The organism is Hymenobacter nivis (assembly GCF_003149515.1).
Classification (GTDB): domain Bacteria; phylum Bacteroidota; class Bacteroidia; order Cytophagales; family Hymenobacteraceae; genus Hymenobacter; species Hymenobacter nivis.
On record NZ_CP029145.1, the window covers coordinates 4,885,285 to 4,908,574 of the forward strand.

16 protein-coding genes are annotated in these 23,290 nt (G+C 63.2%); 13 read left to right on the top strand and 3 right to left on the bottom strand.

The features are described from left to right. Positions 1–16 precede the first annotated feature (16 nt). Positions 17–2,125: a bifunctional aldolase/short-chain dehydrogenase gene (locus tag DDQ68_RS21635; RefSeq protein ID WP_109658153.1), complete on the bottom strand. Its 2,109-nt coding sequence runs from the start codon at positions 2,123–2,125 to the stop codon at positions 17–19. Between the two features lie 379 nt (positions 2,126–2,504). On the opposite strand from DDQ68_RS21635, the gene rhaT reads away from it, so the two are divergent. The 8 genes from rhaT to DDQ68_RS21680 all read left to right on the top strand — a co-directional run bounded on the left by rhaT (position 2,505) and on the right by DDQ68_RS21680 (position 11,402). Continuing rightward, positions 2,505–3,542 carry an L-rhamnose/proton symporter RhaT gene (rhaT, locus tag DDQ68_RS21640; protein ID WP_109658154.1) on the top strand — a complete coding sequence of 346 codons (1,038 nt, stop codon included), beginning with the start codon at positions 2,505–2,507 and terminating at the stop codon, positions 3,540–3,542. A 106-nt stretch (positions 3,543–3,648) separates the two neighbouring features. Then, positions 3,649–4,659, top strand: a complete 1,011-nt coding sequence (locus DDQ68_RS21645; RefSeq protein WP_109658155.1) for a GntR family transcriptional regulator — start codon at positions 3,649–3,651, stop codon at positions 4,657–4,659. Between the two features lie 137 nt (positions 4,660–4,796). Next, positions 4,797–6,080 (top strand): sugar isomerase, encoded by a 1,284-nt coding sequence (locus DDQ68_RS21650; protein ID WP_109658156.1) that lies wholly within the window; start codon positions 4,797–4,799, stop codon positions 6,078–6,080. Then, positions 6,077–7,417, top strand: coding sequence for an FGGY-family carbohydrate kinase (locus DDQ68_RS21655; protein ID WP_109658157.1), 1,341 nt, complete (start codon positions 6,077–6,079; stop codon positions 7,415–7,417). The genes DDQ68_RS21650 and DDQ68_RS21655 overlap by 4 nt, the downstream gene beginning before the upstream one ends. 54 nt (positions 7,418–7,471) lie before the next feature. Further along, the gene (locus DDQ68_RS21660) at positions 7,472–8,212 is read left to right on the top strand and encodes a (Fe-S)-binding protein (protein ID WP_109658158.1); all 741 of its coding nucleotides are present in this window, start codon (positions 7,472–7,474) and stop codon (positions 8,210–8,212) included. Then, the gene (locus DDQ68_RS21665; protein ID WP_109658159.1) at positions 8,209–9,597 is read left to right on the top strand and encodes a lactate utilization protein B; all 1,389 of its coding nucleotides are present in this window, start codon (positions 8,209–8,211) and stop codon (positions 9,595–9,597) included. Before DDQ68_RS21660 ends, DDQ68_RS21665 begins: the two co-directional genes overlap by 4 nt. Next, positions 9,594–10,160 carry a LutC/YkgG family protein gene (locus DDQ68_RS21670; protein WP_109658160.1) on the top strand — a complete coding sequence of 189 codons (567 nt, stop codon included), beginning with the start codon at positions 9,594–9,596 and terminating at the stop codon, positions 10,158–10,160. The genes DDQ68_RS21665 and DDQ68_RS21670 overlap by 4 nt, the downstream gene beginning before the upstream one ends. A 669-nt stretch (positions 10,161–10,829) precedes the next feature. Beyond that, positions 10,830–11,402 carry a sensor histidine kinase gene (locus DDQ68_RS21680; RefSeq protein WP_162550322.1) on the top strand — a complete coding sequence of 191 codons (573 nt, stop codon included), beginning with the start codon at positions 10,830–10,832 and terminating at the stop codon, positions 11,400–11,402. Between the two features lie 40 nt (positions 11,403–11,442). On the opposite strand, the gene DDQ68_RS23225 is transcribed toward DDQ68_RS21680, so the two are convergent. Together DDQ68_RS23225 and DDQ68_RS21685 are read right to left on the bottom strand one after the other, a co-directional pair. Further along, positions 11,443–11,619, bottom strand: coding sequence for a hypothetical protein (locus tag DDQ68_RS23225; protein ID WP_162550323.1), 177 nt, complete (start codon positions 11,617–11,619; stop codon positions 11,443–11,445). Between the two features lie 116 nt (positions 11,620–11,735). Continuing rightward, positions 11,736–12,425: a VIT1/CCC1 transporter family protein gene (locus DDQ68_RS21685; RefSeq protein WP_109658163.1), complete on the bottom strand. Its 690-nt coding sequence runs from the start codon at positions 12,423–12,425 to the stop codon at positions 11,736–11,738. A 731-nt stretch (positions 12,426–13,156) separates the two neighbouring features. Here DDQ68_RS21685 and DDQ68_RS21690 point away from each other — a divergent pair. The 5 genes from DDQ68_RS21690 (at position 13,157) to DDQ68_RS21710 (ending at position 23,285) form a co-directional block, all read left to right on the top strand. After that, positions 13,157–15,892, top strand: a complete 2,736-nt coding sequence (locus DDQ68_RS21690) for a bifunctional YncE family protein/alkaline phosphatase family protein (protein ID WP_109658164.1) — start codon at positions 13,157–13,159, stop codon at positions 15,890–15,892. 224 nt (positions 15,893–16,116) lie between these two features. Next, complete coding sequence (locus tag DDQ68_RS21695) at positions 16,117–19,050, top strand: SusC/RagA family TonB-linked outer membrane protein (protein WP_211320195.1); 2,934 nt, start codon at positions 16,117–16,119, stop codon at positions 19,048–19,050. Between the two features lie 24 nt (positions 19,051–19,074). After that, a complete protein-coding gene (locus tag DDQ68_RS21700) occupies positions 19,075–20,679 on the top strand; it encodes a RagB/SusD family nutrient uptake outer membrane protein (RefSeq protein ID WP_211320196.1) in 1,605 nt (534 codons plus the stop codon). 52 nt (positions 20,680–20,731) lie between these two features. Next, complete coding sequence (locus DDQ68_RS21705; RefSeq protein ID WP_109658166.1) at positions 20,732–21,826, top strand: phosphatidylinositol-specific phospholipase C1-like protein; 1,095 nt, start codon at positions 20,732–20,734, stop codon at positions 21,824–21,826. A gap of 52 nt (positions 21,827–21,878) precedes the next feature. Beyond that, positions 21,879–23,285, top strand: a complete 1,407-nt coding sequence (locus DDQ68_RS21710) for a CehA/McbA family metallohydrolase (RefSeq protein ID WP_109658167.1) — start codon at positions 21,879–21,881, stop codon at positions 23,283–23,285. Positions 23,286–23,290 lie beyond the last annotated feature (5 nt).

Sequence of the window (23,290 nt, forward strand, 5' to 3'; positions counted from 1 at the left end):
CTAGCTGTCCGGGGCGTCAGCGCACGAAGGCCATGGCCACGCCGCCGTCTACATTGAGGACGTTGCCAGTGCTCTTGGCTAGCGAGCCGTCGACGAAGACGCGCACAGCCTTGGCGATGTCTTCCGCGAGCAGTTCTTCGCCCAGCAGCGTGCGCTTGGCATAGTGGGCGGGCAGTTCCTCTACCGAAATGCCGTAGGCCTTGGCCCGGCCGGCAGCCCAGTCACCTTCCCAGATTTTGGAGCCCCGCAGTACGGCGTCCGGGTTCACGGTGTTGACGCGGATTTTGTCGGGGCCCAGCTCGGCGGCCAGCAGGCGGCTCATGTGCAGCTGGGCAGCTTTGGCCGTGCCGTAGGCCACGTTGTTGGGGCCCGCCACGAGGCCATTCTTGCTGGCAATATTCACGATGTCGCCGCCCAGCGCCTGCTGGCGCAGGATGGCCACCGCCGCCTGGCTGACCAGGAACTGACCCTTCACAAGCACGTCGTTCAGGATATCCCAGTCGGCCTGGGTCGTCTCGGCCAGCGGCTTGCTGATGCTCAGGCCGGCGCAGTTCACCACAATGTCGACTCCCCCAAATTGCAGCGTCGCCTGCCGCAGCGACTCTGCAATGCTCTCAGCATTAGTCACGTCGATGGGCGCAGTGAGGGCGCTGTCATGGCCAAATTTCTTACGTAAGTCCGCCTGGGTTTCTTCGAGCCGGTCGCGGTCCACGGCCACCACGCAGGCCCCAAACTTCAGCAATTCCTCGCAGATGGCTTTGCCGATACCGCCGGTGCCGCCGGTCACGTAGGCCACCTTGCCCGAGAGGGCTTTGGGCGGGGCCATGCGCTGGAGCTTGGCTTCTTCGAGCAGCCAGTATTCGATGTTGAAGGCTTCCTGCTCGGGCAGGCCCTGGTAGGTGCTCACGGCCTCCGCGCCCTTCATTACGTTGATGGCGTTGGTGTAGAACTCGGCCGCCACGCGGGCCGTCTGCTTGTCCTTGGCGAAGGAGAACAGGCCCACGCCGGGCCAGAGGATAATCACCGGGTTAGCGTCGCGCATGGCCGGGCTATTGGCGTGCTTGCTGCGCTCATAGTAGGCCGCGTAGTCCTGGCGGTAGGCGGCAAACAGCCCTTCCAGGTAGGTTTTGACGGCGGCCGGATCGCCGCTCATCTGCTCGGGGTCGAGCACGAGCGGGCGGATTTTGGTGCGCAAAAAGTGGTCGGGGCAGCTGGTGCCTTTGGCGGCGAGGCGGGCCAGGTCGTGCGAGTTCACGAACTCCAGCACCCGGGCGTCGTCGGTGTAGTGGCCCAGCATGCGGCGCTGGCTGCTGGCCAGGCCGCGCAGCACGGGCAGGGCGGCGGCGGCCTGCGCGCGGCGCGCAGCCTCGTCGGGCCCCTGTTCGAGCTTCACGCCGCCGAATATGGGGCCCCGGCTACCATAGTTGGCTTCGAGGTAAGTGGCCGCCATCTCAATAATCTCTAGGGTATTGAGATATGAATCGTAGCTCGTTTCGCCCCAGGTAAACAGGCCGTGGCCACCCAGAATGACGCCGCGCAGGCCGGGGTTGTCGGCCACGATTTTCTCCAGCTGCAAGCCCAGGTCGAAGCCTGGCTTCTGCCAGGGCAGCCAGCCTAGGGTGTCGCCCCAGATTTCGTGCATGATGGCCTCGCCGTCCTTACTGGCGGCGATGGCGATGAGGGCGTCGGGGTGCAGGTGGTCGATGTGCTTGAAGGGCAGCAGCCCGTGCAGCGGCGTGTCGATGCTGGGCGTGGCGCACTTGGGGTCGAAGAGGCAGTACTCGAACAGGCCCACCATCTCGTCCTCAAATTCGAGGCCCCGGTAGCGGGCCTTGAGCTGGTGCAGCTTCTCGACGTAGAGGTTGGCGCAGCCGGCTTTGGTGAGCGTGCCGATGTCGCCGCCCGAGCCCTTCACCCACATCACCTCCACGGGCTGGCCACTCACGGGGTCGGTGGCCTGGATTTTGACCGACGTGTTGCCGCCGGCGTAGTTGGTCAGGCGCAGGTCGGCCCCCAGCAGGTTGGAGCGGTAGAGGAACAGGGCCACTTCATCGCCGGCCAGCGTGGCGGCTTTGGCTTCGTCCCAGAGGTAGCTGACGTGGCGGAAATTGAGGGTGTCTTTCATAGGGGAAGCGGGCAGCCGTCTGGGGCGGTAGAAGGGAAGCGCTGGCAAAATTTGCCGGGCGCCGGGCCCCCAACTTCCTGTACTCTCCTGCTTAGCGGCTTTTTTTTAGGGCCCGGCAAGGCCCAGCCCACCCACCAGCGGGGCCTATAGGCCAGCCAAAGCAGCTGGGGCCCCCAAAAAACACGGTTTAGTTTTTCGGCAGGCGCGCAGGCCCGCGGGCCTGCGCGCCGGTTTCGCTACTCACTGCGCCGCTTCGCGCGGTTAAAGACGAATGAGCAGCAGGGCCCACAAGGGGTAGGAGGGTGCAGGGAAGTGCAGGGAGGTGCAGGAAGGCTGGGAAAGCCAAAAGCCACAGTTTTGCTAAAAATCTTCCCGGCCCATGCTAGTTGCTCTCGGAGTTTTATTTCACGCGCTGGGCGGCTTCGCCTCGGGCAGCTTCTACTTGCCCTACAAGAAGGTGAACGGCTGGTCCTGGGAAAGCTACTGGCTGGTGGGCGGTCTGGTGTCGTGGCTGGTGGCGCCCTGGGTGCTGGGCCTGCTCACCGTGCCCCACCTGCTCGGCGTGCTCCGTCAAACCCCCGGCAGCACGCTGGCTTGGGTGTATTTCTGGGGCCTGCTGTGGGGCACGGGCGGGCTCACGTTTGGGCTGGCGATGCGCTACCTGGGGCTCTCGCTGGGCATGGCCTTCACGCTGGGGTTGTGCGCGGTGTTTGGCACGCTGGTGCCGCCGCTGTGGGCCGGCACGATGGGCCAGCTGATGGGCACCGCTTCGGGCCGATGCATCCTGCTGGGGCTGGGCGTGTGCGTGCTGGGTATCGTCATCTGCGGGCGGGCCGGGCTGCTCAAGGAAAAAACGCAGACCCAGGCCGAAAAGCGCGGCACCATTGCCGAGTTTGACTTGCGCAAGGGCATAGGCGTGGCCATTTTCAGCGGCATCATGAGCGCATGCATGTCCTTCGGGCTCACAGCCGGGCAGCCCATTGCCAAGCTGGCCGAGACCAACGGCACCAACCCGCTCTTCGTCAACAACGCCATCCTGGTCGTCATCCTCGCGGGCGGGCTTACCACCAACGCCGCGTGGTGCCTGTACTTAAACGTGAAGAACCACAGCTACACCGACTACCTGAACCCGTCGTTTCCGGCCCTGCGCAACGTCGTTTTCTGCGCCCTGGCGGGGCTGACGTGGTACTTCCAGTTCTTCTTCTACGGCATGGGCGACAGCCAAATGGGCCCCTACCGCTTCTCGGGCTGGACGCTGCACATGGCCTTTATCATCGCCTTCAGCAGCATGTGGGGCCTGTTGCTGCACGAGTGGCGTGGGGCCAGCCGGCTCACGCTGCGCACCATTTCGCTGGGCATCGGTTTGGTGGTGCTCTCCACCGTGGTAGTGGGCTACGGCAACTTCCTGGCTGAATGAGAGCCCGCGGGGCCAGCCGGATTTTTCTGGCCCGGCCCTGGTTATCGGTTACGCAAGCTTAAAAGTGTTAAGCTTGCGCAACCGTTCCGTTTTTTTTGTTCACTCAATGTACCAACTGCAACTCAATCCGCTTGACCAAATACCTAAGTACAAGCAGATTGTGCAGTCGGTTATTGCCGACATTGAGCGGGGGCACTTAACGGCGGGCGTGCAGCTGCCGTCCATCAGCGAGATGAGCGAGGAGTATTACCTGGCCCGCGACACGGTGGAGAAGGCCTACCGCGAGCTGCGCGAGCGCAACTTCATCACCTCGGTGCAGGGCAAGGGCTACTACGTGCTCTCGCGCGAGCTCGACAAGCCCAAAATTCTGCTGGTGTTCAACAAGCTCAGCTCGTACAAAAAGGAGATTTACTACGCCTTTCTGGAGGCGCTGGGCGACCGGGCTACCGTCGATTTGCACATTCACCACTACAGCGCCGAGCTGTTCAAGGGCATCATCGAGCGCAGCCTGGGCAAGTACAGCTACTACGTGGTGATGCCGCATTTCACCTACACCACGCCGCCCGAAGCTTACCTGAGCGTGCTGCGTACCATTCCGCCGGCCAAGCTGGTGCTGCTAGACAAAGACGTGCCGGAGCTGCACTACGACTGCCTGGCGGTGTACCAGGATTTTGCGCGCGACATCGGCGGGGCCCTGGACGCGGCGACCGCCGACCTGGTGAAGTACCCGCGGATGCGGATGATTTTGCCCAGCGACGACAACTACCCGGTGGAGATTGACCAAGGGTTTCGGCAGTTTTGCACCTACAACGACAAGGATTTTGCCGTGCGCGAAAACGCCCGCGACGAGGTGCTGGTGGCCGGCACCTGCTACGTGGTGGTGCGCGAAACCGACCTGGTGGAGCTGGTGAAGAAAGTGCGCCAGACTCCCTACCTGCTGGGCCGCGAAATCGGCATCATCAGCTTCAACGAAACGCCGTTGAAGGAGCTGCTGGGCATGACCGTCATCACGACCGACTTCCACCACATGGGCCGCACGGCGGCCACCCTGCTGCTGGCCGGGCGGCACGAGAAAGTGCGCAACCCGTTTAGCCTTATTCAGCGGGGCTCGATTTAAAACGGCCGCGGGCAGGAGAGTGCAGAAAGGTGGGGGCCCTAAAACCGCGGTGCTTTGCCTTACCGACGGGGCTCCGTTCGCCGGCGGATGGGGCCCCAACGCGCCCGCTTGTTTTCTTACCTAACCCCTCGTTGCGCATGCTCTCTTCCCAGCATCTTCACGACCTGAACGCGCCCTTCGTGGCGAACCACGAGTTCCAGTACGCACACCTGGGCGAAGTGCTCGACCAGCGGGAGGCCGCCAGCGCGGCCGGGGTGGTCGAGGAGCTGCGCCGGTTTCAGGTGGCCATCCCGAGCTGGGCCCTGGGTACGGGCGGCACCCGGTTCGGGCGTTTCCCCGGGGGCGGCGAGCCGCGCTCGTTGGCCGAAAAAATTACCGACGTGGCGCTCCTGCACCAGCTCAATGGCTCGTCGAATGCCATTTCGCTGCACATCCCCTGGGACATTCCCACCGACGTTGCCGCGGTGCAGCAGCAGCTAGCCGCGGCCGGCCTGCACATCGACTCGGTGAACTCCAATACCTTTCAGGACCAGTCCGCGCAGGCCCACAGCTATAAGTTCGGCTCGCTGGCCAGCACTGAGGCAGCCGTGCGCGCCCAGGCCGTGCAGCACAACATTGCCTGCATCGGCTACGGCCAGCAGCTGGGCACCAAAGTGCACACCGTGTGGCTGGCAGACGGCAGCAACTTCCCCGGCCAGCAGCACTTTCGGCGGGCCTACCAACGCACCCAGGAAAGCCTGGCCGCCATCTACGAGGCGCTACCCTCCGACTGGACCATGCTCGTCGAGTACAAGCCCTACGAGCCCAATTTTTACTCAATGGTGATTCCCGACTGGGGCACCTCGCTGGCCTTGTGCCAGAGCCTGGGCCGGCAGGCGCAGGTGCTCGTGGACCTGGGCCACCACCTGCCCAACACCAACATCGAGCAGATTGTGGGCCGCTTGCAGCACTTTGGGCGGCTGGGGGGCTTCCACTTCAACGGCTCCATGTACGGCGACGACGACCTGACGACCGGCAGTATCAAGCCCTTCCAGCTGTTCCTGATTTTCAACGAGCTAGTAGACTCTGCGCAGGATGCCACCGTGCGCAACCCGGCCGTGGCCTACATGATTGACGCTAGCCACAATACCAAGGACCCGCTCGAAGACCTACTGCAATCGACCGACAACATCCTTACCGCCTACGCAAAGGCCCTGCTCGTGGACCGGCCGGCGCTGGCAGCCGCCCAGGAAGCCAACGACGCGGCCCTGGCCGAAGACCTGCTGCGCGACGCCTTTTTGATCGACGTGCGGCCCCTGGTGGCCGAGGCCTACCGCCAAAGCGGCGGGGCCCTGCGGCCGGTGGCGGCCTACCGCCAGGTGGGCCACCGCGCCGGCCTCATCGACCAACGGGGCCGGCTAGCCGTGGCGACCGGCCTATGAAAAAGGCCATCTACGCCATCTTCGACGTGGGCAAGACCAACAAGAAGCTGCTGCTGTTTGACGAGCACCACCACCTGCTGGACGAGCACCAGCAGGTGTACCTCGAAACCGTGGACGACGACGGCTTCCCCTGCGAAACGTTGGATCGGCTCAGCCACTGGGTACTGGACCACTGGCAGCAGCTGCGTCAGCACCCGCAGTACCAGCTGCGGGGCGTCAACTTTACCGCCTACGGGGCCAGCTTTGTGCACCTGGGGGCCAGTGGCCAGCCGGTGGCCCCGCTCTACAACTACCTCAAGCCCTTGCCTGAGCGCATCGCCGAGCAGTTTTATGCCAGCCTGGGCGACGACGCCGCGGACTTTGCCGCCGTCAGCGGCTCGCCCTGGCTAGGCCTGCTCAACTCGGGCCTGCAGCTCTACTGGCTCAAGCACGCCAAGCCGGCGCTGTACGCCCGCGTGCACACCTCCCTGCACCTACCCCAGTACCTGTCGTACCTAATTACGGGCGAGAAATTTAGCGACTACACCTCCGTGGGCTGCCACACGGGGCTCTGGGACTTTACCCGCCGCGACTACCACGCCTGGGTGCGGCGCGAGGGCCTGGACCAGAAGCTGGCCCCGCTGCTGCAAGACCCCGTGGCGGCGGTGGTGGACGGGGTGCTGGTGGGCGCGGGCCTGCACGACTCGTCGGCGGCGCTGCTGCCTTACCTGAGCCAGCCCACCCAGCCTTTTTTGCTCGTGAGCACCGGTACCTGGGCCATCACGTTCAACCCCTTCAACCGGCAGCCCCTCACCCCCGAGCTGCTGCGGCGCGACTGCCTAAGCTACCTCTCCCCGGCTGGCCACGCGGTGCCGGCGGCTCGCCTGTTTCTGGGCCGCGAGCACGACCACCAAGTGGCGCGCATCGCCGACCACTTCCACATCCGGCCCGAGCTGCGCACGGAGTTTTACAGATCGCAGCGGCAGGCGCAGCCCGCCGACCCGCGGGCCGCGCCCTTCCGGCCGTGGTGTATGTACGGCACGGGCCCCTACCCCGAGCAGCCCGCCGAAGCCTGGGACTTGTCAGGATTTCGCACGGCCATCGATGCCTATCAGCACCTGCTGCGTGGGTTGGTAGACCTGCTGGCTACCTCCATCCGCTTAGTGCGGCAGGCCGAGAAAACCATTTTTGTGGACGGGGGTTTTGCCCGCAACCAGCTGTTTTTAAAGGTATTAGGTGAAGCCTTCCCCGACGCGACCATCCAAACCCTGGAAGTGCCGCAGGCCACCGCCCTCGGGGCCCTGCTGCATCTGGAGGGAGGCCTAGCGCACAAAAAGCCCGAACTTCTACTCACGTAGCGGGACGGGTTTACCTCGAATAATCAGCGCGCCCGCGCGCGTTTGCCAACGGTTATGAAAGTCGCTTTATTCGTGCCCTGCTACGTGGACCAGTTCTACCCGCAGGTGGCCATTGCCTCGTTGCAGCTGTTGGAAAAGCTGGGCGTGCGGGCCGTGTTTCCGGCCCAGCAAACGTGCTGCGGCCAGCCCATGGCCAACAGCGGCTGCGAGCAGGACGCCAAGCCGGTGTACCACCATTTTGTCGAGACGTTCCAGGACTACGACTACGTGGTGGGGCCGGCCGGTAGCTGCGTGTACCACGTGCGCAAGCACTTCGACATCATCGACCAGACCCCCGCCGTGCAGCACGTGCGCACGGCCACTGTGGAGCTGTTCGACTTCATTACCAGCATTTTGGGCGTAACGGAACTGCCGGGCCGCTTCCCGCACCAGGTCGGCCTGCACCTGAGCTGCCACGGCCAGCGCGGGTTGCACCAGGCCAACGAATCGGAGATGACGCCCGTGCGCGACGGCCAGCTGCGCCGCCTGCTGGCGGGGCTGGAAGGCCTGACCCTGACCGAATTGGACCGCAACGATGAGTGTTGCGGCTTCGGGGGCACGTTTTGCGTGAGCGAGGCCGGCATCTCGGCCCGCATGGGCCAGGACCGGGTGGCCGACCACCTGCGCCACGGCACGCAAGTGCTTACCGGCGGCGACATGAGCTGCCTGATGCACCTGGAGGGCCTCGTGCGCCGCCGGCAGCTGCCCCTGCAAGTGCGCCACGCAGCCGAAATCTTTAATCAAGCTTTTGCATGAGCCAGTCCCCTACCCACGCCCAACGCTCGGATGTTTTTTTGCTCGATGCCGAGCGCACCACTTGGCACGACGAGACGCTCTGGTTCGTGCGCCAGAAGCGCGACAAGGCCGTGTACGCCACGCCCGAGTTCCAGGAGCTACGCCAGCTGGCGTCCGACATCAAAGACCACACGTTGAGTCAGTTGGCGGAATATCTGGAGCAGTTTGAGGCCGCCGCGCTGGCCAACGGCGTACGCGTGCACTGGGCCGCCGATGCTGATGAGCACAACGCCATCGTGCTGGGCATCGTCCGGGCGGCAGGGGCCAGCCGGGTGGTCAAAAGCAAGTCGATGCTCACCGAAGAGTGCCACCTCAACCCGCACCTGCTGGCCAACGGCGTGGAGGTCATTGACAGCGACCTGGGCGAGCGCATCATCCAGCTGCGCGGCGAGGCCCCCAGCCACGTGGTGCTGCCCGCCATCCACCTCAAAAAGGAAGACGTAGGCGAAACCTTCTGGCAGCACCTGGGCACCGAAAAAGGCCTCACCGACCCGCAGCAGCTTACCGAGGCCGCCCGCCAGCACCTGCGCGAAAAGTTTTTGGCGGCCGAAGTGGCCATCTCAGGCGTGAATTTCGCGGTGGCGGAAACCGGTTCGGTGGTGGTGTGCACCAACGAGGGCAACGCGGATTTGGCCATCGGGTTAGCCCGCGTGCACATCGCCTGCATGGGCATGGAAAAGCTGCTACCACGGCTGTCGGATCTGGCCGTGTTCACGCGGCTGCTCACGCGCTCGGCCACCGGGCAGCCCATCACTACCTATACTTCGCACTTCACCCGGCCCGCGCCGGGGAAGGAAATGCACGTCGTCATTGTGAACAATGGCCGCAGCCAGCAGCTGGGCCGGCCCGATTTCCGGGCCTCGCTCAAGTGCATCCGTTGCGGGGCGTGCATGAACACCTGCCCGGTGTACCGGCGCAGCGGTGGCCACAGCTACGATTTCACCATTCCGGGGCCCATCGGGGCCATTCTCTCCCCTAACATCGACATGCGCCAGCACGTCTCGCTGCCTTTCGCCAGCACGCTTTGCGGCTCGTGCACGGACGTATGCCCGGTCAAGATTGACATCCACACGCAGCTTTATAAGTGGCGGCAGGTGCTGGGCGCCGAGGGGATGCTGCCGGCCAGTAAAAAGTACAGCATGAAGCTGTTGAGCCGCGTCTTGGCCCGCCCCGGCCTGTTCAAAGCCGGGGGCGTAGCGGCGCGGCTAGGGCTTCGCCTAGTGCCTCATGCCCTCAGCCACGCGCCGGGTTATAACCCCTGGGCTATTGCCCGCGAGCTGCCCGCGCCGCCCAAGCAGAGTTTCCGCGAGTGGTACGCGCACCAATCTTCAGTTTCTGCTAAATGAGCACGCGTGCGCGCATGCTAGCCGCCGTGCGGGCTAGCCAGCCGGCGGCCCTACCTCTGCCCGCCGTGCCCCTTTTCGAAGGCGAAGCCTCGGTAGGGAAATTTACAACCGTGCTGGAAAGCATTGGGGGCCAAGTGGTATCGTTATCCCACTTGAACCAGCTAGCCGCTACCGTAGCCCTCCGCTACCCCAGCGAGTACCGCGTGGCCTCGGCCCTGCTGCGGACCACCGTAGCCGTAAATGCAGCTACCGCAGCTACCATCTTGGAAAGCATCGACTTAGCCGTGCTGCGCGGCGCGTTTGGCGTGGCCGAAAATGGCAGCGTGTGGCTGCCCGAAGCAGCCATGCTGCACCGCGCCCTGCCTACCATCGCCCAGCACCTAGTACTCGTGCTTGACCGGCGCGACCTGGTGGCTACTATGCACCATGCTTATGGCCGGCTAGCCAGCCAACCGGGCGGCTACGGCATTTTTTTGGCCGGTCCTTCCAAAACAGCCGATATTGAGCAGTCGCTGGTAATTGGGGCGCACGGAGCCCGTAGCCTTACGGTGCTATTGTGTTAGTCGCAGTTGTCCAGTCTTTGAGGCGACAGTTTTCAAGGCCTATAGCAAAAGCTCTATCCTCCAACCGGCCACGCACGAGGTGGGTTTCGGTGCTGAAGTACGTTTACCTTGACCTCATCTAGGTGTAGAGTCCCAGCCTGTGATGGGGTATTTCCGGGCTTGTAATTTCGCATGAAACGATGGTGCAGTTACGCCACGGCAGCGCCCACCCAACTCCGGCCGTACGGCGCACCACCCAACGCAACCAGGCAAGCCTGCCAACACTCGTCCAGCGGCACGGGCTCGACTCCAAAACCGTGGTGAAAAGACGTAGACGCACCACCACGCAGGACGCAGGGATGGGCCCCACGCCGGCTTCTGCAGTACTTACCGTAGCCAAGGAAGCCATTGCCGTCGCCTTTCGACTACCGACGTTGCGGCCCTTGGACGACTGTTTGTACGCCCTGCAGGCCACGATCCCTCATCTAAGCCGCTTGGCGCTGCACCGCCGTTTTCAGCGCTGAGGCCGCCGCCTACCCTTACCAGTCGAAGACGGCCAGTCACCGCAGAAAAAGAAGGTTAAAGACCATCCATTGGCTACGTGCGCTTCGATTTTGCCGAAGTCCGCCCGGAAGAAGGCAAGCGCTATTTGTTTGTCCCTATTGACCGCACCAACAACTGGCCGCCGCCTTGGCCGCGGGGCTAATGCCCGCCGAGATGGGCCGCAGCCTGGCCGTGGTTCGCCAGCGTACCGAGGGGCTGCTGCACTTCACTCAAACGTACCGGCAGCTCAGCCGGCTTCCGAAGGCCGCGTTGCAGGTGGTGTCCGTCTGGTCGCTGTTTGAGCACGTGCTGGCCTTGCTCGAACCTGCTTTTGCGCAGCGCGGCATCGAGCCCGACGTGGTGCTGGCCGACCCGGATTTGTGCATCCGGGCCGACCCGGCGCTCATCGAACAGGCGGTAATTAACCTGCTGACCAATGCCCTGGAGGCGCTGCAAACTCAGCCCGCGCCCCAGCTACGCCTGGCGGGCTACGTGCAGGACCCGCACCGCACCGAGCTCGAAGTAGCCGACAACGAGGCGGGCATTCCGACGGCGCTGCTGGAAGAAGTGGTCGTCCCCTTTTTCACTGCCAAGGTCACTGGCAGCGGCACCGGGCTGAGCTTGTCGCGGCAGATCATGCAGGTGCACCGGGGCAGCGTGCAGGCACAGTCGACGGAGGAGGCCGGCAGCCAGTTTTGTCTGTTGTTCCCACGGCAGTAAAGGCATTCATAATGAGCATTTTACTCGCCCATTAAATCTACTATTGGTGATGGCACTGGATAAACTGGAGCCAAGGAGATGCGCCTTTTAAAGCCCGTAGTTGCAGATTTTTAGAGATAAACCATTGATTATCAAGAGTAATAAATCCAATAAGGGCCTGGGCGGCGGCCAGCGTCGAGCGGCTTTCGGCCACCAGGCGCAAGCTGACGGTGCGCAAGGCTGCCTACTAGCGCAGATGTTTCATAGGGGAGGGTAATTTCCTGGAGGGTCGGGAAATTACCCTCCCCTATGCGCTCCTGTTGTACGCGACTCCCTCCGCATAGCCCCGGCCGGCTACGGCGTCACGTTGAAGAAGTGGCCCACCACGGCCGTTAGGCCCAGAGCCAGCGCTCCCCAAAAGGTCACGCGGGCCGCGGCGCGCAGCATCCCCGAGCCGCCCACGTAGGCGGCCAGCACCCCCAACACCGCCAAAAACAGCAGGGCCGTGGCCGAAACCGTCCAGACCAGCCCGGCCGGGGGGGCCAGTAAGATGGTCGCCAGCGGCAAGGCTGCCCCCACCGTGAACGAAGCCGCCGACGCCACCGCGGCCTGGATGGGGTTGGCCGCGAGGGTTTCGGAAATGCCGAGCTCCTCGCGGGCGTGGGTGCCCAGCGCGTCGTGGGCCATGAGCTGCTGCGCCACCTGGGTAGCTAGCGTGGGGGCCAGGCCGCGCCCCACGTAGAGGTCGGCCAGCTCCTGCTGCTCGGCTTGCGGGTCGGTGCGCAGCTCTTGCTGCTCGCGGTCCAGGTCGGCCTGCTCCGAATCGGCCTGGGAGCTGACGGACACGTACTCCCCGGTAGCCATCGACATGGCCCCGGCCACCAGGCCCGCCACGCCGGCCACCAGCACGTTGTGGGCCGAGGCGTGCGCCGCCGCCACGCCCACCACCAGACTGGCCGTAGAAATAATGCCGTCGTTGGCCCCCAGCACCGCGGCCCGCAGCCAGCCAATGCGTTGGGTATGGTGCTGCTCGATGTGTTGCATAATCCAGGTGGTTAAAGAGGAAGGGCCTCGCCCCGGCCGGTCCGCACCCGCGCAGCCAGCAGGCGGCCAACGGAAGGAACACAGAAGCGCGCCTGGTAAAAAATGAAACGGGTCGGCCGTTTGAAAAGAAGACCAGCGGGCCGCGGCAGTTGGTTGGCTTGGCACACCCATGCCCAGGGGTTTGTAGGGCCTAAAACGGGCGGGAAGGAAAAAGGGAGGTGGTCCCGCTAAACCGGATTGAATCAAGCCTTGCTGAAAAGCTAGCAAAGTCGTCCATTTAGAACCACATTTACCAGGATTCAGCGCCAATCTCTAACTACAAAATACTGACCAGTAATACTAAGTATTCTAATAATGGTCCGTTTACCACGGCCGATGCCAAGTCTATTTAACGCATGTAATACCACTGCTTTCTAGTCGTGTTCGCGGAGTTCGTGATGGCGCATACTACAGAAATCAGGCTCCCCGTTGTTCACACAGGCAATCTCACATGGATGAACCGGTTTCCCCAGCGCTGAGGCCCTGGCTATCGTAGCCGGTCTTCTAGGGTAGCGGCGCGGCAGCAATCGTAAAGCTTCCCTAACCTGCCCGTAACACTGTCGTAACACCAACGTGTCAACTTTGCACGCAGCTAAGAAAAGGCATGCTGAAATAGCGTTCTTACCTGCCTCTTTCTTAACCGCGGGCCTGCCGGCACCCAGCCGGGTGGAGGGTCCTAAACCATACTGCGCATGAAGGGTAATTGGCACGTTATCGGCAGGGCCGCCTGTTGTTTGATCGCGGGGCTGCTGGGCTGCTCGGGGCCTAAAACCCACCAGAACCGGGTCGGTCCCGAGCAGGCGACCCTGCACAGCCCCTACGACGACAGCACACTGCACGGTAACCACCTGCCGCTGCTGCTGCCTTACAACCGCCTGCTGGCCCCCGCCGGCCACGTGGTAGCCTATGGCAGTGCCGACGTTGAAAACCACGCTCTTGACGTGCAACTGGTACCCGATACGCCCCTGCTGGCCGTGGAGGACCGGTACGGCATCGCCCTAGTGGACACGTTGCAACGCCGGGTGGTAACGCGCTGGGCTTACGCCGCCGACGCCCGCACCAAGGGCATGATAAGCACCTACTCGGGCCTGAAAGTGCGGCGCGAAAACGGGACCACGCATCTCTACTGGAGCGCTTCCAACGGCGCCACTCGCCAGTCGGGGGTGCTGGAAGCCGAGTATAAGGCCGGTCAGTTGCGCCTGACGCGGCTGTTTCCCTTTGCGCCCGTGGGGGCCCCGCTGGCTCTACCCAACGACTTGGCCCTGACCACCGAGCGCGGCCAGCACTGCCTCTACGTAGCACTCAACGGCAACAACCAGCTTGTGAAGCTGGACTTAACCACGGGCCAGACGGTGTGGACGCAGCCCACCGGCACGGCCCCCTACGGCGTGGCCGTGGCCGGCGAGCAAGTCTTTGTCAGTAACTGGGGCGGGCCGCAGCCCACCTATACCCTGCGCCAGGAAGCCGCCGGCGTACCCGATGCCTACGGTCGTGTCTACGTCGACCCCCGAACCGGAGCCACTGCCCATGGCACGGTATCGGTCATGCGCCGGATCGATGGCCACCTGGTCAAAGAGCTATCCGTGGGCCTGCACCCCACGGCCCTGCTGGCCAGTCCCGATGAGCAGTTTGTATACGTGGCCAACGGCAACAGCGACGCGGTGAGCGTGGTGGCCGCGAATGATTTGCGCGTACGCGAAACTATTTCGGTGCAGCTGCTGCCCGGCCCGCCCGGCTATGGCGGCGACTCGCCCAACGCGCTGGCCCTCGACGCGGCCGGCACCACTCTCTACGTCGCCAACGGCCTCGACAACGCCGTGGCCGTGGTGCAGCTGGGGCAGGCCGCCGCCCACGCCGGGGCCCCGGGGGCGAGCCAAGTGCGCGGTTTCATTCCCACCGAAGCCTACCCCAGCGGCCTCGCGCTGGGGCCCCGCACGCTGTTCGTGGCTAACCTGGAAGGCGAGGGGGCCCGCGTGAGCACCCAGGACATTCGGGCGGAAGGAAGCGAGCCGGAAGCGGCGCTGAAGGGGGCCCCGCCGGCCTACAATGCGCACCACCAGCGGGCCACGGTGTCGCTGATTGCGCTACCCACGGCCCGGCAGCTGGAGCAGTACACCACCCAGGTGCGGCAGCTAAACTTCGCCTTTCGCAAAGAGCTGGCCCAGCAGCTGCCCCGGCCCCACACGCCGCCCGTACCGCTGCCCGAGCGCATCGGCGAGCCGTCGGTGTTTAAGCACGTGGTGTACATCATCAAGGAAAACCGCACCTACGACCAGGTGCTCGGCGATATGGCCCAGGGCCGGGGTGCGCCGGCGCTCTGCGTGTTTGGCGACAGCGTGACGCCCAACCAGCACCAGCTGGCCCGCGAGTTTTTGCTGCTCGACAATTACTACGCGTCGGGCAAATCATCGGCCGAAGGCCACCAGTGGACCGATGCCGGTATGGTGAGCGACTACGTGGAGAAGAACGTTCGGGCCTGGTTCCGCAGCTACCCGCACGTGCAGGAAGACGCCTTGGTGTACAGCCCCACCGGCTTTATCTGGAACAACGCGGCCGACCACGGCAAGACCGTACGCATCTACGGCGAGGCCAGCCAGCCGCACTACGACACCCAACTGAGCTGGACCGACATCTACACCAATTACCAAGCCGGGCGGCCGTTTAAATTCACCAACACTAGCACTATTTCGCGGGTGCGGCCCCTGCTCTCCCAAAATTACCCGGCCTCCGACGAGCTGCGTATCACCGATCAGGTTCGGGCCGAAGCCTTCATCAAGGAGTTGGCGGCGTTCGAGAAACAGCCCGGCGATACTTTTCCTAACCTGTCGGTCATGGCCCTATCCACCGACCATACGGTGGGCACCCGGCCAGGTATGCCCACCCCCGTTGCCATGGTGGCCGACAACGACCTAGCCCTAGGCCGCATACTGGAGGCCCTCAGCAAGAGCCGATTCTGGGCAACTACCGTGGTGTTCGTTACCGAAGACGACTCACAGTCTGGCTGGGACCACGTGTCGGCTTACCGTACCACGGGCTTTGTGGTGAGCCCCTACAGCCGCCTTAGCCGTACCGTGACCAAAAACTACAACCAAACCTGTGTGGTACGCTCCATCGAGCAGATTCTGGGCCTGCCGCCCATGAATGTGGTCGATGCCACGGCGCTGCCCATGTTCGAGTGCTTCGCCGCGCGCCCCAACCTCACGCCCTTCCGCAGCCGCCCCAACCGCGTGCGCCTCGACCGCCTCAACCCCGCGCTTAGTAAGCTCACCGGGGCGGCCTTACGTTACGGCCGCCTCTCGTCCGGGCCCGAATTCGACCACATCGACGGTGGGCGCGACGATGTAATGAACCGCATCATCTGGTTTGCCACCAAGGGCCAGCAGCCCTACCCCGCTGCCCTCACCGGCCCGGCCAGCGACGGCAACTAAAAGGGTCGTAGCCACAACGCCTTTCGGCCCAATGCCTTAAGTGCTGAACTATCTGCCGTAAATACAATAGTAATCTCCCAGTCATGTTGAAATAATACCTCCGCCCGTGTTTTGTCGGTCAGTAAGAACACGCACCAAAACGGAACATTATGGCCAATCAGTACTCTTTAACACGCGCTGTAAAAACGTTGGGTCGGTGCTGGCCCAGTATCTTCTTGCTGGTCTTGTGCCTTGGCGCCCCGGCCCTGGCCTGGGCTCAGCAAACCGTGAAGGGCACCGTGACCGACGAAAAGAACGCCGCGCTGCCCGGCGTCACGGTTCGCATAAAAGACGGTACTGCGGCGGTGGCCAGTAACCCCAACGGTACCTACAGCATCCAGACCAGCGGACCGGCCGATATTCTAGTGTTCTCGTTTGTGGGCACGGTGACGAAGGAAATAGCACCCGGCACCCAAACCAGCCTTAACGTGACGCTGCTGCCCGATGCGCAGAAGCTGAACGACGTGGTGGTTATCGGCTACGGTACGGCCAGCCGCGCGGATATTACGGGCGCCGTTACGTCCATTAAATCTGAGGAATTTAACCAGGGCGTGCTCACGACGCCCGCCGAGCTGCTGCAAGGCAAGGTGGCCGGCCTGAACATCACCAAGAGCGGCGACCCCAACCAGCGGCCGTCGGTGGTGCTGCGGGGGCCCTCCACCATCCGCACCGTAAACGGGGGCGTGACCGAGCCTTTTTACGTCATCGACGGGGTGCCGGGCGCGAGCATCGACCTGTTGGCCCCCGACGACATTGCTACCATCGACGTGCTGAAGGATGCCTCCTCCACCGCTATTTATGGCACGCGGGCGGCCAACGGGGTCATCATCATTACCACCAAGCGGGCCAAGCCTGGCCAGTCGCGCCTGACCTACAGCGCCTACGGGGCAGTAGCCAATGTATCGAAGAAAATCGACATGCTCAGCGGCGACGAGCTGCGCCAGTACTTGGTCGACAATAAAACTAAACCGCTGGCCACGCCCGCTGACGACGACGGCTCGAATACCAACTGGCAGGACCTAATTGAGCGCACCAGCTACTCGACCAACCACAACCTCTCGTTCACGGGCTCGGCCAACGCCACGGACTACGGAGCCAGCGTGAACTACCTAAAAAACAACGGTACGCTGATCAATACTTCGCTGGAGCGCCTCATCTACCGAGGGTTCATCAACCAGCGCTTTTTCAACAACCGCCTCAAGCTGGGCGTGAACATCATCAACAGCAGCACCACCCAAAACGACATTCCGCAGAGCAGCACGCTGCCGGGCATGCTGTTTTACCTGCCCACAGTGAGTCCCTTCAACGCCAACGGCACCTACAAGGAAAACTACACCCGCACGGGCAGCGGCCCGCTCAACCCACTCTCACTGGCCAACAACAACGCCTACGTCACCAAAGACAACAAAACGCTGGTCAACGGCCTGGTGCAGGTAGACGTGCTAACCGGTCTGAAAGTGACGCTCAGTGCCTCGACCCAGCGCGCCCAGACCAACTACAGCAGCTATCTCAACAGCCAGTCGGGCCTGGCCGTGAACCTGGGCGGGGTGGCCCGCCGCGCCGAGTACGAGAACACCAACGACGTACTGGAGGCCTACGCCAACTACGACAAAACGCTCGGGCTGCATAGCTTCCAGCTACTGGGCGGCTACTCGTATCAGCAGGACCGCACGAACGACGGTTTCGGCATCACGACCCAGAACTTTGCCAATAATGCACTGGGATCCAATAACCTGTACTTATCTAACCCGTCGTCGCTGGCCCAGATTGCCTTCGATAACAACCCGATTTCTACCCTGCGGCTCGAATCGCAGTACGCCCGCGTGCAGTACCAGTACGCCGACCGCTACCTAGCGCAAGTGTCGCTGCGACGCGACGGCTCGTCGGTGTTCGGCGTGAACAATCGCTACGGCTACTTCCCGACGGCGGCCCTGGGCTGGCGCCTCATCAACGAGGAGTTTATGCGGGGCCTGCCCGTGTTTTCGGACCTCAAGCTGCGGGCCGGCTACGGCGTGTCGGGCAACAGCCAGGGCTTCGACGCCTTCTCGGCCATCCTGATTTACGGCACGCCGCCCGGCAGCAGCAAGTATTTGAACAACGGCGCGATATCGAACGTGGTGAACGCAGTGCGCAACGAAAATCCCAACCTGAAGTGGGAAAGCACCGCCACTACCAACATTGGCCTGGACTTTGGCCTGTTCAAGAACCGCCTGACGGGTTCAGTGGATTACTACATCAAGAAAACCAGCGATTTGATTGACGACGTGCTGCCGGTGTCGAGCACCGAGTTCCAGTACACGACCTACACCGCCAACGTGGGCCGCATGACCAACCGCGGCATCGAGGTGGCCCTGAGCGTGGTGCCAGTGCAAACGGCGACCTTTACCTGGCGCTCGTCGCTGAACTTCTCGCATAACTACAACAACATCGACAACCTGTCGACCGACCGCTTCACGATTCCCTACATTCAGACGGCGCAGCTCGGGGGCAAGGGCCAGAGCGGCAACTACAGCCAGATTGTGCAGCCCGGCTCACCACTGGGCACCTTTAAGCTGTGGCACTACCTGGGCAAAAACGACTTGGGCGTAAGCACCTACCAAAAAGCCGACGGCAGCGTGACGGCCACCCAGCCCCTCACCACCGACATGCAGGTGGCGGGTAGCGCCCAGCCTTCGCTCATCTACGGCTGGTCCAACACCTTTACCTGCAAGGGCTTCGACCTGAACTTTCTGGTGCGTGGCGTGATGGGCAACAAGATTCTGAACGCCACCCTGGCCGGCCTCAACAACCCGGCCGATGCACGCCTGCAGAACATTCCGCGCTTCACGCTGGGCGAGGCCTTTACCGACATCAACGCCTACCTCATCTCCGACCGCTTCCTGGAAAGTGGCGCGTACCTGCGCCTCGACAACGCTACGCTGGGCTACACCCTGCGGCCCCATACGCAATACGTGCAAGCGCTGCGCCTTTACGTGGCAACCAACAACTTGTTCATCATCACCAAGTACCGGGGCATCGACCCCGAAATCAACATTGGGGGGCTTACGCCGGGCATCGACAACCAGAACTTCTACCCCAAGACCCGGACGTTCACCCTGGGCCTGTCGGCTTCCTTCTAATCGCGCTTAACTTTTTACCTCAACGTGCAAAAGATTTACGCAACAAGCCGCGCCCTGCTGCTGGCGGGCGGGCTGGCCGGGGCTCTGTTCGGCTGCAAAAAGCTGGACGTGCCGGTCGAGTCGCAGTTCGTGGCCGCCAACTTCCCCAAAACCCTCAGCGACTACAACGCCTCGGTGGGGGCCATCTACTCCAACCTCTCGTCGAACTACGCCGTGCCGTACTGGCGCATGCAAACGCTCTCGACCGACGAGGCCATCCTGCCCGCCCGCGACGGCAACTTCGACGACGGCGGCCAGTACCGGCAGCTGCACTACCACACCTGGACGCCCGACCACCCCAACGTGCTCACCATCTGGCAGTGGGCCTACGGCGGCATCACCACCTGCAACCGCCTAATGAACGTTACCACGTCGTTCGGCTTTACTCCAGCTGAGCAGCAGGCGCGCCTGGCCGAGATTCGGGCCATGCGGGTGCTCTACTACTTCTTTCTGCTGGACCTTTATGGCAACGTGCCCCTGGTGACCGACTACCCCACGGCCCCACTGCCCGCTACCCAGCCCCGCACCAAGATTTACGAGTTCATTGAGAGTGAGCTGAAAAGCCTCACGCCTCAGCTGCCGGCCAAATCGGCCGGGGCCGCCACCAACACCCAGCAGTACGGCCGGCCCACCAAGGGCATGGTGTACGCGCTGCTGGCCAAGCTCTATCTGAACGCGGAGGTGTACGGGGCCCCCGCCCGCTACCCCGATGTGGTGCGGATGGCCGACAGCGTTCAGGCCAACACCAACTACGCCCTCGATGCCCGCTACCGCGACATTTTCCTGCCCAACAATGGGCCCCAGATTCAGGAAACCATCTTCGCCATTCCCTACGACCAGCAGATTCCCGGCAACCAGTTCACGCGCTTCGGCTTCTTCTACTACCTGGTGCAGGCCTACGGCTTCAATGTGGGCCTGAGCATTGCCATGAGCACCACGCCCGAGTTCTACGCCCGCTTCAACCTACCCGGCGACTTTCGTACTACTACCTGGCTGGCGGGGCCTCAGTTCGCGCCCGACGGCAACGGCGGCTTCACCACTACGCCGGTGTACTACCCCGGCACCACCAACCAAATCAACATCAACCCGGTGCTGACGCTGGTGCCGCCCAAGCCTATGGACGTGGGCAATACCGTAGCCACGCAGTCGGAAGGCGTGCGCTCGCTCAAGTACTACCCCGACCCGGCCATCATCCAGGCCACCCGCCTGAACGGCAACGACGTGCCCCTGCTGCGCCTGGCCGACGTGTTGCTGATGAAGGCTGAAGCCATCCTGCGCGGGGCCACCGCCACCACTAGCAACGGCGAAATGCAGACCCCGCTGGTGCTCGTGAACAAGGTGCGGGCGCGGGCCGGAGCCCAGCCAGCCAGCAGCATTGCCCTGAGCGGCATGCTCGACGAGCGCGCCCGCGAGCTAAGCTGGGAAGCTTGGCGCCGCAACGACCTCATCCGCTTCGGCCAGTTCGAAACCGAATACCCGCTGCCCAACGATGTGCTGAAGATGGACAAAAGTAGCTTCCGCCGTCTCTACCCCGTACCCACCATCGAGCTGCGGCTGAATACCAACTTGCAGCAAAACCCTGGTTACTAGCTGATTGAGGTCTGCGCCAGGCGAGCATTATCACGCACTTAGCCCCCCCCCCATGAAACCCGTTCTCCTTCTCAGCGCGCTGGCCGCCGGGGCCCTCGGTACCGCCCCCCAGCGGGGCCCCGAGCCGCTGCTGAACCAAATCCAGGTCATCGGCTCGCACAATAGCTATAAGCAAGCCATTGACCCCAAGCTGTTTGGATTGCTGCAAAAGGCTGACTCGGCCAGCATGAGCAAAATTGACTACGAACACCTCACCCTGACCGAGCAGCTGGATAAGGGCCTACTGGCGCTGGAAATCGACGTGTACGCCGATACGCAGGGCGGCAAGTATGCCCACCCCAAGGGCTTGGACCTGGCCCCCGGCCAGCCACCTTACGACGCGGCTGGCCTGATGAAGCAGCCGGGCTTCAAAGTGTTCCACATCCAGGACCTCGACTACCGAAGCAACGCGCCCACTTTCAAGCTGGCCCTGCAGGAGCTGAAAAAATGGTCGGCCGCGCACCCCACGCACCACCCTGTGTTCATCACCATGAATGCCAAGAGCGAGGCCCTGAAGCGGCCTGGCTTCACAGTGCCCGAGCCGTTTACCCCGGCCGTGTTCGATGCCCTGGACAAGGAAATTCTGGATAACCTGGGGGCCAATAAGGTCATCACCCCCGACCAGGTACGCGGCCAGTACCCCACCCTCGAAAGCGCCGTGCTGCACTACAACTGGCCCACGCTGCGGGCCGCCCAAGGCAAGTTCGTGTTCGTGCTCGATGAGCTGGGCGAGAAGCGCGCCGCCTACATCCAGGGCCACTCCTCGTTGAAGGGCCGGGTATTATTTGCTGATGCCGAGCCCGGCACGCCCGAGGCTGCTATCCACATCCTAAACAACGCTAAGCAGGATCAAGCAACCATTAAGGCATTGGTAGTGAAGGGCTACATTATCCGCACTCGCGCCGATAGTGATACACAGGAGGCGCGCCGCAACGACAAAAGCAGCTTCGTCGCCGCCGAGCAGTCGGGGGCCCAAATCATCAGCACCGACTACTACATACCGAGCACGCACTTCAAATCGCCTTATACCATCAGCTTCGCGGGCGACACGTATTTCCGACCCAACCCGGTCAACGCTGGTTCGTCGGCAGCGGCCTCCATCAAGTAGCTTGGTGCGCGTATTGGTTGGAGCGCTGAAGCGGAGGGCCAGCTGGCTGCTTTTGCTGGGTCTGGGCGGCCTGGCCGGCCCGGTGGCGGCCCAGGCCCCGGCAATAACGGACGTAATCCGCAGCGGCCACGTGCCGGCCGACAGCTTATACAAGCTTTTCTACGTGCCCATTGAAGTGCCGGCGGGCATAGCCGAAATCCGGGTGCAGGAAGATTACAACCACGCCAGCGGCAACGTACTCAACCTGGGTATCTATGGCCCCGAGGGCTACCGTCCGGGCACCACGGCGGGCTTCCGGGGCTGGTCGGGCGGGGCCAAAACGGCGTTTTTCATTACTGATCAGGCGGCCTCCACCGGTTACGTACCGGGGCCGATGCGGCCCGGCACCTGGCACGTATTGCTTTACCCTTCCACCATCGCCCCGGCTGGCATAAACTGGAAGCTGACCGTGACGCTGGTGCCCGGCCCGATGGGAAACGCTTTCGTGCCCGCCGCCGCCGCCCCGGCCGTCAACAACCGGCTGGGCTGGTACCAGGGCGACGTGCACATGCATACGCTGCACTCCGACGGCCGGCGCACCCAAGCTGAATTAGTAGACGAGGCCGTGGCCCAAGGGCTGGATTTCATCGTTTCGACCGAGCACAACACCAACAGCGCCAACCTAAGCTGGGGTCGCTACGCCCGCCACAATCTATTGGTTATTAATGGTGAGGAGGTAACCACTACCGCCTTTGGCCACTGGAATGCGCTGGGGCTGGACTACACGACGCTCATCGATTGGCGCAGCGCGCCGGCCGACAGCGCTACAGTTCGTTCAACCGCCCAGGTGCGCGCTGTGAGTGGCTTAGCCATCATCAACCACCCGTTCTTTCCGGATACCGTCAACCACTTCCGGCTGGGGGTGCGGCACTTCGACGGCATCGAGGTGTGGAATGGCCGCTGGGATGCCCGCAACGAGCGGGCCCTGGCGTGGTGGGATACGCTGTTGCGCCAGGGCCGCCCCTTGCTGGCCGTGGCCGGCAGCGATACGCACACCGCGGCCCCCTCGCCCAACCAGCTCGGCCGGCCGCGCACCGTGGTGCAGGCCAGCAGCTTGTCGCGCGCTGGTATTATGCAGGGCCTGCGGGCCCGGCGCGTCTACCTGGTAGCCGACCGCTCCCTGCGGCTGGCGTTCACAGCACACGCCGGTGGGGCCCCGGCCGGCATCGGCGACACGTTGCGCGTGGCGGCCGGTCAGCGCCTCGACGTGGCGTTTGAGCTACGCGGGGCTTCGGCCGGCATGGTCACGCTGCTGGGCGAAAACGGCGCGCTGGCCACCAGCCTTGTAGCGCCCGGCACCACTACTGTGCGCTGGCATCCGGCCAGCCGCCCCCGTTTCCTGCGCGTAGAAGTGCGCACACCCAAGGGGGCCATGCTGGCTTTGACCAATCTCATTTGGTTCCGCTACGGACCTAGGTAGTGTTC

What these genes read in the sequence shown, in the direction of transcription:
- DDQ68_RS21660 (WP_109658158.1), top strand. Translation starts at nt 7,472, where the DNA reads ATGAAAGTCGCTTTATTCGTGCCCTGCTACGTGGACCAGTTCTACCCG.
- DDQ68_RS21635 (WP_109658153.1), bottom strand. Translation starts at nt 2,125, where the DNA reads ATGAAAGACACCCTCAATTTCCGCCACGTCAGCTACCTCTGGGACGAA.
- DDQ68_RS21685 (WP_109658163.1), bottom strand. Translation starts at nt 12,425, where the DNA reads ATGCAACACATCGAGCAGCACCATACCCAACGCATTGGCTGGCTGCGG.
- DDQ68_RS21690 (WP_109658164.1), top strand. Translation starts at nt 13,157, where the DNA reads ATGAAGGGTAATTGGCACGTTATCGGCAGGGCCGCCTGTTGTTTGATC.
- DDQ68_RS21645 (WP_109658155.1), top strand. Translation starts at nt 3,649, where the DNA reads ATGTACCAACTGCAACTCAATCCGCTTGACCAAATACCTAAGTACAAG.
- rhaT (WP_109658154.1), top strand. Translation starts at nt 2,505, where the DNA reads ATGCTAGTTGCTCTCGGAGTTTTATTTCACGCGCTGGGCGGCTTCGCC.
- DDQ68_RS21655 (WP_109658157.1), top strand. Translation starts at nt 6,077, where the DNA reads ATGAAAAAGGCCATCTACGCCATCTTCGACGTGGGCAAGACCAACAAG.
- DDQ68_RS21705 (WP_109658166.1), top strand. Translation starts at nt 20,732, where the DNA reads ATGAAACCCGTTCTCCTTCTCAGCGCGCTGGCCGCCGGGGCCCTCGGT.
- DDQ68_RS21650 (WP_109658156.1), top strand. Translation starts at nt 4,797, where the DNA reads ATGCTCTCTTCCCAGCATCTTCACGACCTGAACGCGCCCTTCGTGGCG.
- DDQ68_RS21670 (WP_109658160.1), top strand. Translation starts at nt 9,594, where the DNA reads ATGAGCACGCGTGCGCGCATGCTAGCCGCCGTGCGGGCTAGCCAGCCG.
- DDQ68_RS21665 (WP_109658159.1), top strand. Translation starts at nt 8,209, where the DNA reads ATGAGCCAGTCCCCTACCCACGCCCAACGCTCGGATGTTTTTTTGCTC.